Raw genomic sequence first — 14,101 nt, forward strand, 5'->3', positions numbered from 1 at the left:
TTAAACGGAATCGGGAAAACTAGCTTTTGACAAAAGGAGCAAACCCGATCATAATTAATATATGAGCATATATTCATATATACATAGAGAGAAGAGGAGGATGAATCATGAAGGAGAAATCGGCAGCTCATAAAGACGGGCGCCCGGCCCCCCGCCCTGGAAAGCATGACCATGATCATGAACACGACCATGGGCACGACCATGAAGGGGCCTCCTCCCACGGTCATTCGCACGGAATCGGCCATCACCATCACGATGTGTCGCCGGGCAACCGCAAAGGATTGGCCATCGCCCTCGCCCTCACCGGCGGCATTATGCTGCTTGAATTTGCAGGCGGGCTGTATACCCGAAGCCTTGCACTGCTATCGGACAGCGGGCACATGCTGAGCGACACCGCCGCCCTCGGCCTAAGCCTGCTCGCCCTATGGTTCGCTTCCAAGCCGGCCAGTGCCCGGCGCACGTACGGCTTCCACCGCTTCGAGATTCTGGCTGCGCTGTTCAACGGGATCGCGTTGTTCGGCATCGCCGGCTTTATCATCTGGGAGGCGTGGAAGCGGCTCTCCGCACCGCCTGAGGTGGCGGGCGGGACCATGACGGCGATAGCCGTTATCGGCCTGCTGGCCAACCTGGGCAGCGCGTGGTCGCTCTTACGAAAAGGCGACGTGAAGAATAACGTGAACTTGAGAAGCGCCTACCTGCATATTCTCGGGGACGCCCTCGGCTCCCTCGGCGCCATTGCCGCGGGGGTGCTTATGACCGTCTTCGGCTGGTATGCCGCCGACCCGATCATCTCCGTGTTCGTTTCCGTGCTCATTCTGCGCAGCGCCTGGGGAATCATTTCCCATACGGTTCATGTGCTGATGGAAGGGACTCCACCCACCGTAAGCGAGCCGGACGTTCGAAAAGCCCTCGAGCAGCTGCCCGGGGTTATCGACGTGCATGACCTGCACATCTGGACCATCACCTCCGGGCTGAATTCCTTGAGCTGCCATCTGCTTATTGAAGATTCCCGGGACGCCTTTGCCGTTCTGCAGCAGGCCATCCAGCTCGCCGAAGACCGGTTCGGCATCCATCATCCCACCATCCAGATCGAGAATTCCACCATCCGGCATCTGGAGCTGCGGATCTGAAGGACCGGCCTTGGGGGCGGTTCGCTTGTGAGAAAATGCCCGGCTTGGTTATGATAGACAAGAAGCTATTCCTATTCCAACGAAAGCAGGTGCTGCCTCCATGCCCATTACCAGCGAATGGTTAACCTACGAAGACGGCGGGCAAGTCCACCGGATGTACGTGTCCCGTCCCGCTAACGTGAAGGAGCCGCTGCCCGCGGTCCTCGTCCTCCAGGAGGTATGGGGCGTGAGCGCCCATATCCGGGACGTGACCGACCGCTTCGCCAAAGCGGGCTACGTCGCCGCGGCGCCCGACCTGTACGCCGAGAACGGCGAACGGCCCGAGCTCCTGAGCGACGAGCGCATCGAGCGCGTGCGGACGTTCCTGCACTCGGCGCCGCCGCAGGCGTTCCGCGACCCGGCCGTGCGCGAAGCGGCTCTGGCCGAGCGGCCGGAAGCCGAGCGGCGCCTCGTGCAGCCGTCCGCGGACGCGCTGCTCGCCATGCCCGGGCGCCTGCCGGAGCTCGTGGAGCGGACGCGCGCGGCGTACCGCTTCCTGCAGCGGTACGAGCCCGCGAACGGCCGCACCGCCGCCGTCGGCTACTGCCTGGGCGGCGCGCTCTCCGCGCGGCTGGCGGCTGCCGAGCCGGAGCTGGCCGGGGCCGTCGTGTACTACGGCCGCCTGGCAGGGGAGCTCGCGGAGGGCATCCGCTGCCCGGTGCTCGGCTTCTTCGGCGGCCTCGACGCCGGCATCAACGCGCTCGTGCCGGACTTCGCCCGGGCGATGGAGGAGCAGGGCAAAGCCTTCACCTCCCACATGTACGACGGCGCCAAGCACGCGTTCTTCAACGACACCGGCGCCGGGTACAGCGTCGAAGCCTCGCGCGACTCGTGGGTGCGGACGCTTGCCTTTCTTCGCGACACGCTCGCTTAGTCCCTCCGGTTAACGCCGGGCCGCGCCATGAATCACAGGGACGAAAGGCCCCGCGGTTTATCTGCCCAACCTAAAAACGAAGCCGGGAAGGACTCCGGCTTCGTTTTGTCGTGTCAGGGAAGGGAGGAAATAAGTTCGGGATGAATGCTCAGGTGCCGCTGGCTCCGGATGCCTTGCCGGCCGTAGGCCCGGTTTCCTCCTCCCCTTATCCGACCTTCCCTTCCGCCTTCCCGGTCAGCCTTCCATAATATCCGCGTGCAGGTCGCTTGCGACCTGCATCATTCTCGGGATCACGGCCTCGTTCGTGCCCGAAACATACAGGTCCCCCTGGTAATGCCGGAAGGGAATCGGCTTGTCCCCGAAGCTCCACAGAAAGAAATCCCCTTCGATCGACATGGTCGTTTCTCCTTTGACCGTAAACACCGGGGTATACATAAAATCCGGCTGAGCGGCGAAGTACCGCCGGCATTCTTCCAGCGTAATAGCCGGGGCGGAACCGCCTTCGGCCGTCTCCTGCATAACTCTTGTAATCCGGTAACGTTGACTCATGATACGACCTCCAAAACGGTAAGTAGGGTGGTGTGCATTTCTCTCTATCCACTATACCAGCTTCGGGAAGAAGAAAAAAACACCCGCCTGACCGATAGGTCCCCTTGTCGGACAGAAGAGGCGGCCTGCGCTTCTCTGTCTGCTAAAGGAGATCGATCTGAAAGCGGGTGTTCCACTTTTCTCAGCATGGCCTAGGCCTTGCCGAAGGATTATCCGGTTGGAGCGGCAGGCCGCCCCTACTTCTTCGCAATTCTTTCCTGCAGCTGTTCCGCGAGGTCCTCAGGCGTGTCCCACACGATCGGCGGATCGCCCGACGGATCGAGGAGAAGGCCCGCTGTCGAATCCCGGCGGACCGTTCCGATCACCTTGAGCCCGAGTCCTTTGGCATAGCCCGCCTCAAAATAGACGCTCCGCGCCTGATTGGTAAAATCCGCAATAACCAGATCGCTGCCGCGGATCGCCTGCTCCGTGGAGCGGTCCACCCGCTCCTCCGCCTCCGGTGTCACCGCTTCATAGCCGCTTTCCTTCAGCTTAGGCAGAAGAGCGGCCTTCAGCGGCTCCAATAATTCCGGTTCCATGCCCACGGCCAGGAAGCACTGCTTGGAGCTCCGGTTCTCTTTCAGCTCCTCCGCCTTCGCCCATCCGGCCGGCGTCAGGCTGAGCGCCTGCCCGCGCCGTTCGACCAGCTTCTGCGTTTTCAGCTCCTCCAGCACATAGATGAATTCCTGCAGGCTGGGAGAATACGTTATGTTGTAGGAATGCTCAATCGGAGCGAGAGATAACAGCTCGTTCGGTCCCTCCACCTTGCGGTGAAGCGACAGAAGGCATTTCTCCATCTTCTCCTCCAGGCTTGTCGGGATCATCGCGGACGCCAGCATCGCATCCTTGTTCTCCCGCGTTATGTAAACGTCCTTGTTAAGCTCGAGCATTTCCCGGATCAAGCCGGAAAGCAAGTAAAACTGCTCCCTTTTCTCGGCTGGAGCCAGCTTGTTCAAATCTTCATAGAAGCGACGGTCGATGGCATAGGTCCCGTCTTGGCTGCACGAGCATCCTGTAAACAGGTATGCGCCGTCCTCATTCGGTTTAACCGGTACCGTTTTTTCGCAGAACATGCATCGTTTCTGTTCCATTATCATGCTGTCATCACCCACCCTATCATAAAATTCGCACCGCCTCTTCGCAATGCGGGGGTACTTTCCGACGGTCCATGTTCAAGAATATAACGAAGCCGGGGAGACCGCCAGAGAGGGAAAAAATTACCGGTTCCCGGATATAGGACCGTATTGCGACATTCCTCGGCCTTCGCTTGTCCATTTCCCGGGAAATTCCGTGTCGAAACGGCAGAAAAAAACACCGATCCGCGGATCGGTGTTTCCGCCTTCCGCTAATCGGCCGGGCGGGTATTATACCACCGTGTCATTCCGGTCGAGAATGTCACGGGCACGGTCCAGATCGGCTGCATGCACCTGCAGGGTCGCGCGGTTCGAAGGGGATACACCGCCGGTTTCCGGCAGCGGGCCGCCCGCCATCGCCATGTTGGCCGGATTCTCGTCCGTCTTGACGCGGCAGCGGACGCCTTCGTTCTGAAGCAGAGCATATTTCATCTGGACTTCCTCCGTCTGAGCTCCGGTGGCTACCTCGACGGTTTTCCAGGTGTTCTTGGAATACCAGATGTAGTAACCGATAGCTGCCGCCACAATCACAAGCACCAATAAATACATCATCAACACCGCCTTTTCGAGTTTGGGTTTCTCGTCATTTGGAGTTCTTCTGTATCTTGGATAGGAATGCTGCTTTAGCTACCATCTTTTAACCTTGCTTTCCGGCTTTGAAACTTCGCCAACGGGACGGTCTATCCGGATTGTCTCTCCACGAGCCGGGCACTCAGAATAATTTTCTCTGCCCACGAGCCCGGATTCGCGAGCTTGCGCTCCAGCGCCTGCACAGCCCTCCGGCCGAGCGCTTCCTTCGCCAGCTCCACCGTCGTAAGGGCGGGAACGGCATGGGCGGCCTTCGCGATATTGTCGATCCCGGCCACCCGGCAGTCCTCCGGCACCCGCAGGCCGGCCCGCTTAAGCTGCCCGATCAGATCGAGGGCGATCTGATCGTTCGCGCACAGGAAGCCGTCCGGTCTCTCTCCCTCTCCCCCGCTTAGGGCGGAGCGGTTTCCGGCATCATCCGGGGCTTCCCCTGCAGCCGTTAGCACCGCCGGGCCCAGAGCCTCCAGCCTCCTGCCCAGCTGGTTCTGCCAGCCGGACCCGCCGTACGGGACGGTCCACTTCTTCAGGCGCAGCCCGCTGTCGCGGGTCTCCGCCCGCCATTCGTCCACCGCCAGGCGGCAGCCCCACCACCGCTCGCGGAAGCTGACGGAGAAGCTGTCCCGGCCGACGAAGACAAGCGAGCGGCAGCCGGCAGCGAGCAGATGCCGGCAGGCGATCCGGGCCGCTTCCAGGTTGGCGTTCAGGATTACGTCGGCTTCGACCAGCGGCTCTTCGTGGTCGATCAGCACAAGCGGCAGGCCCAGCCGGCGGAAGCCGACCAGCCGGGAAGGGGCCGTTTTGCCCACGACGATAAGCCCTGCCGCAAGAGGCGCCCTTACGACCTCTTCGGCCGTTTTCGCCTTCCTGGCCCCCTCCTTCGCGGCCATTCCATTCCGGGAATCCTTGGCCCACTTGTCGTCTAGGATCATCTCGACTTCCTTCTCTTCCTTCTCTTCCTTCTCTTCCTCCGCTACCTTTACTTCTTCGGCTTCCCTTACTTGCTCGGCTTCCTCCGCTTCCTCCACAAAGGCCGCCTCCCAGCCCGACTCCTCGCAGGCCTGGAGAATTCCGTCGAGCACCCGCCTCCAGAAGTCGTTCTCGATCCGGTATACCGGGTCCATGTGAAGGAGGAGCTTCCGCTTCTTCGTTTCCGGCAGCCCGCTTCCGGGAGCACCGGGTGTACCCGGCGGAGCCGATGGCAGCCGGTAACCCAGCGTTCGGGCGGTTTCGAGAATTTGCTGCCTTTTGTCCCGGCCGACTCCAGGCTTGCCCGAAAGGGCCTGGGAAACGGTATATTTCGACAAGCCGAGCTTGTCGGCAATCATCTGCATGGTGATTTTGGCCATGGTCTTCCTCTTTTCTGCCCAACGGGAAACGCTGGTATCATTTTAGTCCGTTATAATCGGTTGGATTCGGCCGGATAACGGTTGACACACCGGGCGCGCAGCCTTACATTCTACCCATGTCGAAAAGCTTCTCTTACCTAACAAACCTAACTGGTTTACCAAAATCATACCAAGTCCGGCCCAAGCCGGCAAGGAGGATTCTCCATGAGTCAAATCGTTGTCTTTTATGATCCGGCTTTCCCCTACGCGGGAGACCGCCCCGACGAACGGACGCTCGAAGAGCTTGCTGACCGATACACGCTGGCCGATGCCGAAGGACTTCCCGGCGCTCTTGCGGGAGCCTCCGGCTATGTGCACCTTCACGGCCCGTATTTCCCTAAGGACGCTTGGCCGGCCCTGCTGGACCACCTGCATCAGGGAAAAGGACTCGTCGCCGCAGGAGGGGCGCCCTTCAAAATTCCCGTGTACCGGGAAGACGGCGAGTGGCGGCCGGAAGCGCCCCAAACGGGCTACCACCAGAAGCTGCTCATCCACGAAGCGCTTCCCGTCGATCCCTCCCCCTTCCATCACCTGGCGGCCCATAGGGAAATTCCGCTGTTCGAAGGCCGGGAGGCTCTTTTCAGCATCGAGCCGACCTTCGGCCTCGTGCTGCATGCGACCCACGCCGACGACCAGCCGGGGCAGGGCGGCACCTCGGGGCCGATGGATGCGCACCTCTATCCGCTGCTCAAAGGAATCAGCGGCTGCGGCCGGGAGCGCGAAGTAGCGGCGCCTGCCGTCCTGCTGGAGCATACCAAGGGCGATTATGCCGGCGGACGCTGGATTCTGATCAACCAGATTCTGCGCCGGGGCTTCTGGGACGGGGGCGGTGCCGAGGCTCTGGGCGAGTGGGCGGGCTATGCCGCCGAAGGCGTAACCGAGCTGTGGCTGAAGCCGACCTACGCTTCCTATGAAGAGGGGGAGCGGGCCACCCTCACCCTCCAGGGGCAGCGGCTACGGGCGTTCCGCGGCGAGGCCAAGGAGTGGACGCTCCGGCTACGCGTCCGCCGGGCCTTGCAGCGGACGGCCGAGCCGGCGCAGCCGGGAGATTTCCATCAGGAGGACCGGTACGAGACGGTGTGGGGAGAGGAGCGGCAGACCGTCCTGGGCCGGGAGCTTCACTGGACGCGCATTCCCGTGCCGGTTGAGCTGACACCCGGCTTCTATTTCGCCGAGTGCGAAGCCGTCTCGGAGGCCGGGGAGAAACGCCGGCTTCAGCAGGGCTTCTGGTGCCGGGACGAGGACCTGCTGCGCGAGGGCGAGATGCTCTCCTGCGGCCGTGACTATTTCGTGAAGGACGGCAAGCCGTTCCCGATCGTCGGCATGACGTACATGACGAGCGACGTCGCCCGGAAGTTCCTCTTCCTGCCCAATGCCGCGGTTTGGGACCGGGACATGGCCCAGATGAAGCGGGCCGGAATCAACTATATCCGGACCGGGCTCTGGACCGCCTGGCGGCAGGTCATGTTCGTCGACGGCCACGCCGTGGAGGAGACGCTGCGCGCCATCGACGCCTTCCTGCTCACCGCGAAGCGCTACGGCCTGGAGGTTACCTTCAACTTCTTTGCCTTTACGCCGGAAACGTGGGAAGGGGTAAACCCTTACCTGGATCCGCGAAGCGTGGAGGCCCAGAAGCGGTTCCTGGCTTCCATCATCTCCCGCCATGCGGAAACGACGAACGTTCATTGGGACCTCATCAACGAGCCTTCGATGTTCGATCCCAAGAGGATTTTCGCCGGTCCGCGCTCTTCCAGGGACCGCTTTGAGCAGGAGGCCTTCTCCGCTTGGCTCGAGGAGCGCCACGGATCCGTGCGGGTGCTGCAAGAGCGCTGGGGCATGACGCCGGAGGAGCTCCCTTCCTTCGCGGCGGCCCGGCTGCCGGAGAAGGAGGAGCTTAACTTCGGCACGACGGCGATCCTTCCGGCCAAAGGCGGCCCCTGGCTCGATTATTCGCTCTTCACCATGGACATGCACAACCGGTGGGCGGCGCAGCTGGTGGAGACGATCCGCTCCCTCCAGCCGAAGCAGCTTGTGACGGTCGGCCAGGACGAAGCCTTGAGCGGCCGCCGGCCCTCTCCGTTCTTCTACGCGGAGGAAGTGGATTATACGACCATGCACTCGTGGTGGAACATGGACGACCTGGTCTGGGACGGGGTATTTTCGAAGGATACCGGGAAACCGAACCTCATCCAGGAAACCGGCATCATGTACATCGAGACGCCGGACGGACGGGCCAAGCGGAGCGAAGAGGAACTGCGGCGCATTCTGGAGCGCAAGTACGCCTACGCTTTCTCGACCGGAGGCGCGGGAGCCGTGCAGTGGATCTGGAACGTGAATTACTACATGAACAACGTCAACGAATCGAACATAGGGGCGTTACGAGCTGACGGCACGGAGAAGCCGGAAGCGGACGTCTCGTACCAGTTCGGGGCATTTATGAACGAGATCGGGCATCTGTTCCGCGGCCGCCGGCTGGAGGACATCGCGGTGGTGTTCCCCTACTCCAACGACTTCTCCACCCGCCCGCTTGCCTATCCGGCGACAACGGCGGCCATCCGCACGCTGGCGTATGAGCTGAATGTCCACGTGCGGGGGCTGGGCGAATATCATCTCGATTCCCTGGAGACGGATCCGCCGGGACTCCTCATCCTGCCGAGCCCGCACAACTTCAGCAGCGAAGCGCTGGAGAAGCTGACCGGGCACGTGAGCCGTCACGGCGGCACGCTGCTTATCACGGGGCCGGTCGGGCTGGATGCCTACTGGCGGCCCGTCGAGCGGCTGCAGGCGGAGCTCGGAGCCGCCGGGCAGGCGAACGTGCTTCGCGAGGAGGCCGTTATCGTAGACGGCCGCGTCCTCCCGGTCACGTTCGACGGCCCCCGCATCGCCGACTCGGCGAAGCAGCTGGTCGGCACGGCGGATTCCCGCCGGGCGCAGCCGCTCGTCGAAGCGCCGCTCGGCAAGGGCCGCCTGCTCTGGTGCCCGCTGCCGCTTGAGCTGAACCGCCGCACAGATACGCTCGCGGCCGTCTACCGCCAGGCGATCGCGGCCGCCGGGGTCGTCCCCGAGCTGGAGTGGCTGGCCGGCGGGGAGCTCGCGGGCGTGTACGGGCGGAAGCTCGCCTTCGACGAGGGCAGCCTGTTCGTCTTCGTGTCCGAGTACGGCCTTCCGGCAGATATCGCCGCGAAGGACCCGGAGACCGGCGCCGAGTACCGCTTCACACTCGAGAGCGAGCGCTCCGTTCTGTTCGCCGCCGACCGGGAAGGCCGGCTGCTGGCCGTTTACCGGCCGGAGGAGGTGGCGGTCGAGGCGGAGCTTCAGGCGAGGGGATAGGCCTAAGCGAAAGCTGCATAGGCAAGGGCCGACCCGGTTGGGGCGGAAGCTGCACAGGTGAGGGAAGACCAGGCCGGAGCGAATGCTACCAGTAACACACTATCGCTCAACTGGCTTCGTGCTTCTCGGCCTCGAAGAAAGCCTCGCCTAGTCCTCCTTGAGACGGTGAATGAGGGTGCCCGCGCGGCTAACGAATCGAGGCATCCTTATTGGCTCAAAAAGCCTCCTTTTTTCTCATTAACGAATCGCAGACACGCTATTCGGTGCTTTTTCCTGCTTGAAGCAGCAAAAAGACCGAATAACACCATCAGGATTCGTTAGAAAAAAATCTGGGCGTTTTTGCACCAAATAAGCATCAGCCGGTTCGTTAGCTTCTCCCGACCTTCACCTAGCAGCGGCGGATGAAGCTTGCGGCCGGACCCGCAGGCTTCCAACCGGCTCCCCCCGGCGTCCCGTCGGATCGGCACCCAACCGCCCCCGCAGCCTTCCACACCTTGGCCGCTGTCCGGTCCGGTCACTCGCCAACGCAGCCCCGCCCATAAAAATCAAAAGCATCCCGACGGACCCTTTGGTCCATGGGATGCTTTTTCTATGGGTACGCCATCGGCACGGCAAGCCCTCGTCCGCTCTCCGGCCGGATCAAGGCAGCGCCCTTCGCTGCCGCTCTCTTCCGCTCATGGGCGGCCCGGCCATAGCAAAGGTGGCGGCCGTCTTCCGCCAAGCCGCCGTCCGTCCCGCGGCCCTATCGTTCGAGTCATGGGCCTGGAGAGCTTCCGCCCGAACCGCCTGCCGGCCGCTTCCGGCCCTTCTTCCTCCTGACGGCCCGGTCAGGGCCGCACCTTCTCACCCGGAACCGGTGCCGGTGCCAGGACAGGCGGCTCGGCTGTTTTGCTCTTGCGCAGGAAGCGGTACGTAAAGTATCCGCCTGCGAGGGCAGCGGCAACTCCTGCCAGCATGTAAGGATTGAGGCCTGCGACGAAGGCCGCCAGTTCCTCGCCGAACCCAAGCCCGAGACCGAAATACACCAAGGTCCAGACCGCCACCCCGGTGTACGAGTAGACCGCGAAGCGCTTGAACTTGGTCCGGCTGGCGCCCGCCAGTACCGGAACCGCATAGCGCACCACCGGAACGAAGCAGCTGAGCGCGTAAGCGGCGTTGCCGTATTTGTTTAAAATTTTCTCCGCCCTGCGGATGTGCCGGCGGTACTTGCTCTTCTTTTTGAGTCGGCGGATCACCTTGCTTCCGATGTAATTCCCCGCCGCGAAGCTGAGCGACACCGAGGTGAGCAGCCCCCCGAAGATAAAAACGAAAACGCCCCAAGGGTTCAAGGTGCCGGCCGCCGCCGTCACGCCTCCCGTCATGGCGGTGACCTCGTTCGGAACGGGAAGGCCGAATGGCCCGAGCGCCAGTGTCAAATAGAACAGGAGATAGCCGTACTGGTCAATGAGTTTGTGAAGCGTATCGGTAAACATGGCGCTCTCCCCTTTTTTCCGTGACTCACGGACAAAACCTGATACTTCTATGTAACCGCTCCGGGCCCTCTTGAATTATCTTTCCAACAAAAAAACCTGACCCTCCCGGTCAGGTTTAGGATAGCGGATGCGGCGATTCCCCCGTGCCTGCCCGTGAGCCAACCGGAGGCAGGGTGAAACGTCATTAGGTGGCGGCTTAGGACGCATGGGCTGCTCTCTAAAAGTAACCAACGCTCCGCCATCGAAACCTCAACGGCTATAACCATATAGGTAATCCATCATTTACATCCTTTACCACTGGTTTCATACTGGAGGAGAAGAGGGCCGCGCCTAAACGAACCAAGAAGGAGAGATCACCATGGGCAAATTGTTTGCTTCCCTCCAGCCGGAGCACGAGGAGTTTATCCGGAAGCAGCGCATCTTTTTCGTCGGGTCCGCCCCCCTGGATCCGATCGGCCATGTCAACTTATCCCCGAAGGGCTATGATGTGCTGCGCCTGCTGTCTCCGACTGAGGTCGCTTATCTCGATCTGACGGGAAGCGGAAATGAGACAAGCGCCCATCTGCTGGAGAACGGCCGTCTGACCTTTATGTTCGTGGCCTTTGAAGGAAATCCGCTCATTCTGCGCTTGTACGGAACCGGCCGGGTGATCCTGCCCGACACACCGGAATGGGAGGCGCTTGCTCCTCAATTTAGTCTTTATCCGGGAGCCCGCCAAATCATCCACGCCCGCCTGCACGCCGTCAAAACCTCATGCGGTTACAGCGTCCCTTATTTCGACTACGCGGGGGAGCGGGACCAGCTCCAGACCTGGGCGGTCCACAAGGGCGACAGCCTCCCCGCCTACCGCAAGGAGAAAAATGCCGTCAGCATGGACGGTTTGCCTACTCCGCTCGGGCTTCGGTTGGATGAGGAACTTTCCTAAGCTCCTTGCTTCTCTGCCATCCCCTGTTATAACGAGGCTGTCAACGGAAGATGGCCCCGAAGCCCGTCACGTAAACAGCAGACTTTTGGGGCGGATCCTGGGGAGGCGACGGGAGCAAGCCGCAGCGGTAGAACAGCGTCACCTTCCGGGCAAAAAAGCGGCGCTCCCCGGCTTGCGTTCCCACTACCCCACAGGCATCCGTTCTCCCCTTCTGGCCGGAATGAAAATGGGCGGCTGCCCAGCGAGCCGCTCGTTCCTCGCTCAGCCAAGGAGACCAAGCCAGAGCAGCGGCGACGCAAACGGTAAGGATCAAGGCCGACGTCCCGGCCTGGGCCATTGGCTTTTGGCTTGGACGGCTATTTTTTAACTTCATTAACCCCACCGTTCCCCACTGACGAGTTTCCTTACCATCCTGCCCTTCCCCGCCTCCATCCCTGACCTACCCTTAGTCCAGAAGAGCCAGGTTACTCAAGTACAAATAGAGAAAAACAAGCGAAAGTCCCGCCGCCAACGCTTTTCTCCAACACCTTGCTGCCGGAAACCGGCTTTCTGGCAGCAGAAGCCCCAAAACCAAATAGCCAGCTATCCCCACCAGACAAGCCGAAAGAGCCGCAAAGGGAAAGCCCCAGACGACCATAAGCCCCCTCCTCCATTAGAATGGATACTTTGTTATCCTTTGGACGTTTTCCAGCGGCCGGAGGTTGCAGGGCATGCCTCTCTTGAACCCGAATCGGCGGCCAAAAAAATAACCCTGCTGGAGCGAACTAATCACCCTACCTGCCGGAGGTATTCTGAATGGCGTTAAAGGGGTCAACGCTTCCCTCCGCTCCAGAGCTCACACAAGCGCCGTCTGTTGCGGGCCATCCAGAAAAGCATCCAGCTGTCCGCGCAGATCCGCCAGCTCCTCCTTCACCCTACCGCGGATCTCTTCATCGGAGATGGTCGAGAAGACGCGCATCGCCTTTCCATACTGTCCACCCGCCAAGTAGATGCGGCCCATCAGTTGCATGAGGTGGTCGCTCTGCGGCTGGAGCAGGGAATAAGGGTTCTCCAGGCTTTGCAAGCGGGCGAGCGTTTTGTCCGCTCCCTGGAGCATGGAGGAAAGCCCCAGGAAAACCAGCCGGTTCAGCCGGTAATACAGCCCGTCCGTACAATCCGGATACTGCTCCACAACGGCCTCGGCGGCAGGATTGAACGGCCCGAGCCGGGCGTCGAGCAGCTTTGCCTGAAGCAGAAGGGAGCGCAGATGGAAGGAATCGGGCCCGGCCTTCTCCGCCCGCTGCTTCAGCCCCCGGTCAATCGTTTCGAGTACTTCTTCCTCCGGGTAACCGGCTGCCTCCTTCTCGCGGGCAAGAAAATAATGCCACCTCATGTTGTCCGGCTCTTCCTGAACCATCCTCTCCTGCAGCGGAATGTTCCGGTTTGCTTTGTCCTTCGCCCGCATAACCTCAGGCTCATACCCGTCATGGCGGATGAGGTCGTCCGTCATCAAGTGCAGAAGGTCTTCTCCTCTCCGATCCGGAGCTAGCCGCAAATCCTCGTGGATGATCCCATAGTAATGAAGCCCGTCCTTCCTACGGTAAATCCGGCGGGTCAAAGGCAGCTCTCCCCCGTCTTCGTTCACAATCTTCGGGCTCACCACAAGTGAAGGAACCGGAAGGTCATACACGAGCTGTAGGAAGGCTTTGAGCGGCGCAGGATCGCTGACCAAATATTCATCGGCATCCAGCTGAAAAACCCACTCCCCCTCCGCCTCTGCCGTGAGGCGGTTTCGCATCGCCGCAAAATCGTCGGCCCACGGGGCCTGCAGGAGCCGAACCCCGGGAAACTCCTCCCGGATGATCTCCACCGTCCGATCCGTCGAGCCGGTATCAAGCACGATTGTCTCGTCCGCCAGGGCTTGTACACTCGCCAGACAGCGGGCTATGCAGCGTTCCTCATTCCGGGTCATGACCACGACGGACACTCTGGACCGTTCTCCGGTCTCCGTAATTCCGCGTACCATGGCCGTGATGCGCGACGGATCCGGCTCCTCCCGCATTCGGATGAGCTCCGCATCCTCCTCCGCGAACCAGAAGGCCAGCTCGTCCGAGCATTCCTCAATGGCCTCCAGCAGGCCGATGCGTTCCCTCAATGCTTCATACAAGGAAGGCTCTCCGAACCCCTCTTCCTCCATCCAGCGGCAAACTCCCTGCAGGAAGGGCAAGTTAACCCGGGCCCGCGTCATTCTCTCGTTCTTCTTGTCCATTGTCAGCCCCCTTTCTTATGTAGCAACACAAAAAGCAAGGCAGAGCCGGTTGGTCCCAACCGGCCCTGCCCGCTTGCCGCTGCCTTATCCCGGTGGATAAAGCTATGGACTTAAGTAGGATTAACAACGCTTGCTGGCGGGGTAAGGCGAGCAGCCACTGCTCGGCTTGCTGTTCCTGCCTGTCACGTCCCCAAGCCCGCAGCCAAACGGACTGGAGAAGAGTCCCCGGACAAAGTCCGCCGACCAGCGGGCGATATCCCTCCAGTCTCCTCCGTTTACGTCCATCATCTCAGCCTCGTTTAACTGCTTAAACGAGTGGGTGGTTTTCGTTTTTTTCATGGTAGTCATGCCTTTTCAACCCCTTTCTAAGGTGTATGTACTTTTAACCT

General features: G+C 61.1%; 12 protein-coding genes. 4 read left to right on the top strand and 8 right to left on the bottom strand.

Annotation, left to right across the window (positions count from 1 at the left end):
- Positions 1–107 precede the first annotated feature (107 nt).
- Positions 108–1,130 (top strand): cation diffusion facilitator family transporter, encoded by a 1,023-nt coding sequence (locus tag MJA45_RS23725; protein ID WP_315604369.1) that lies wholly within the window; start codon positions 108–110, stop codon positions 1,128–1,130.
- Between the two features lie 100 nt (positions 1,131–1,230).
- The gene (locus MJA45_RS23730; RefSeq protein ID WP_315604370.1) at positions 1,231–2,043 is read left to right on the top strand and encodes a dienelactone hydrolase family protein; all 813 of its coding nucleotides are present in this window, start codon (positions 1,231–1,233) and stop codon (positions 2,041–2,043) included.
- A gap of 234 nt (positions 2,044–2,277) precedes the next feature.
- Here the strand turns inward: MJA45_RS23730 and MJA45_RS23735 are convergent, their stop codons facing one another.
- The 4 genes from MJA45_RS23735 to MJA45_RS23750 all read right to left on the bottom strand — a co-directional run bounded on the left by MJA45_RS23735 (position 2,278) and on the right by MJA45_RS23750 (position 5,698).
- Positions 2,278–2,592: a hypothetical protein gene (locus tag MJA45_RS23735; protein ID WP_315604371.1), complete on the bottom strand. Its 315-nt coding sequence runs from the start codon at positions 2,590–2,592 to the stop codon at positions 2,278–2,280.
- Between the two features lie 236 nt (positions 2,593–2,828).
- Complete coding sequence (locus tag MJA45_RS23740) at positions 2,829–3,704, bottom strand: hypothetical protein (RefSeq protein WP_315604372.1); 876 nt, start codon at positions 3,702–3,704, stop codon at positions 2,829–2,831.
- 291 nt (positions 3,705–3,995) lie between these two features.
- On the bottom strand, positions 3,996–4,316 hold the full coding sequence (locus tag MJA45_RS23745; protein WP_315604373.1) for a putative signal transducing protein: 321 nt from the start codon (positions 4,314–4,316) through the stop codon (positions 3,996–3,998).
- A 128-nt stretch (positions 4,317–4,444) separates the two neighbouring features.
- Positions 4,445–5,698 (bottom strand): LacI family DNA-binding transcriptional regulator, encoded by a 1,254-nt coding sequence (locus MJA45_RS23750; RefSeq protein ID WP_315604374.1) that lies wholly within the window; start codon positions 5,696–5,698, stop codon positions 4,445–4,447.
- Between the two features lie 204 nt (positions 5,699–5,902).
- On the opposite strand from MJA45_RS23750, the gene MJA45_RS23755 reads away from it, so the two are divergent.
- A complete protein-coding gene (locus tag MJA45_RS23755) occupies positions 5,903–9,067 on the top strand; it encodes a beta-galactosidase (RefSeq protein WP_315604375.1) in 3,165 nt (1,054 codons plus the stop codon).
- Between the two features lie 827 nt (positions 9,068–9,894).
- Here the strand turns inward: MJA45_RS23755 and MJA45_RS23760 are convergent.
- Positions 9,895–10,539 carry a DedA family protein gene (locus MJA45_RS23760; RefSeq protein WP_315604376.1) on the bottom strand — a complete coding sequence of 215 codons (645 nt, stop codon included), beginning with the start codon at positions 10,537–10,539 and terminating at the stop codon, positions 9,895–9,897.
- 358 nt (positions 10,540–10,897) lie between these two features.
- Between MJA45_RS23760 and MJA45_RS23765 the strand changes: the two genes are divergently transcribed.
- The gene (locus MJA45_RS23765; RefSeq protein ID WP_315604377.1) at positions 10,898–11,464 is read left to right on the top strand and encodes a pyridoxamine 5'-phosphate oxidase family protein; all 567 of its coding nucleotides are present in this window, start codon (positions 10,898–10,900) and stop codon (positions 11,462–11,464) included.
- Between the two features lie 40 nt (positions 11,465–11,504).
- On the opposite strand, the gene MJA45_RS23770 is transcribed toward MJA45_RS23765, so the two are convergent.
- The 3 genes from MJA45_RS23770 to MJA45_RS23780 all read right to left on the bottom strand — a co-directional run bounded on the left by MJA45_RS23770 (position 11,505) and on the right by MJA45_RS23780 (position 14,051).
- A complete protein-coding gene (locus MJA45_RS23770) occupies positions 11,505–11,801 on the bottom strand; it encodes a hypothetical protein (protein ID WP_315604378.1) in 297 nt (98 codons plus the stop codon).
- Between the two features lie 498 nt (positions 11,802–12,299).
- Positions 12,300–13,712, bottom strand: a complete 1,413-nt coding sequence (locus MJA45_RS23775; protein WP_315604379.1) for a glycosyltransferase family 2 protein — start codon at positions 13,710–13,712, stop codon at positions 12,300–12,302.
- Positions 13,713–13,832: 120 nt separating this feature from the next.
- A complete protein-coding gene (locus MJA45_RS23780; protein ID WP_315604380.1) occupies positions 13,833–14,051 on the bottom strand; it encodes a bacteriocin-type signal sequence in 219 nt (72 codons plus the stop codon).
- Between the last annotated feature and the right edge of the window lie 50 nt (positions 14,052–14,101).

The sequence above is a fragment of the Paenibacillus aurantius genome (assembly GCF_032268605.1).
In the GTDB taxonomy this organism is placed as follows: Bacteria; Bacillota; Bacilli; order Paenibacillales; family NBRC-103111; genus Paenibacillus_AO; species Paenibacillus_AO aurantius.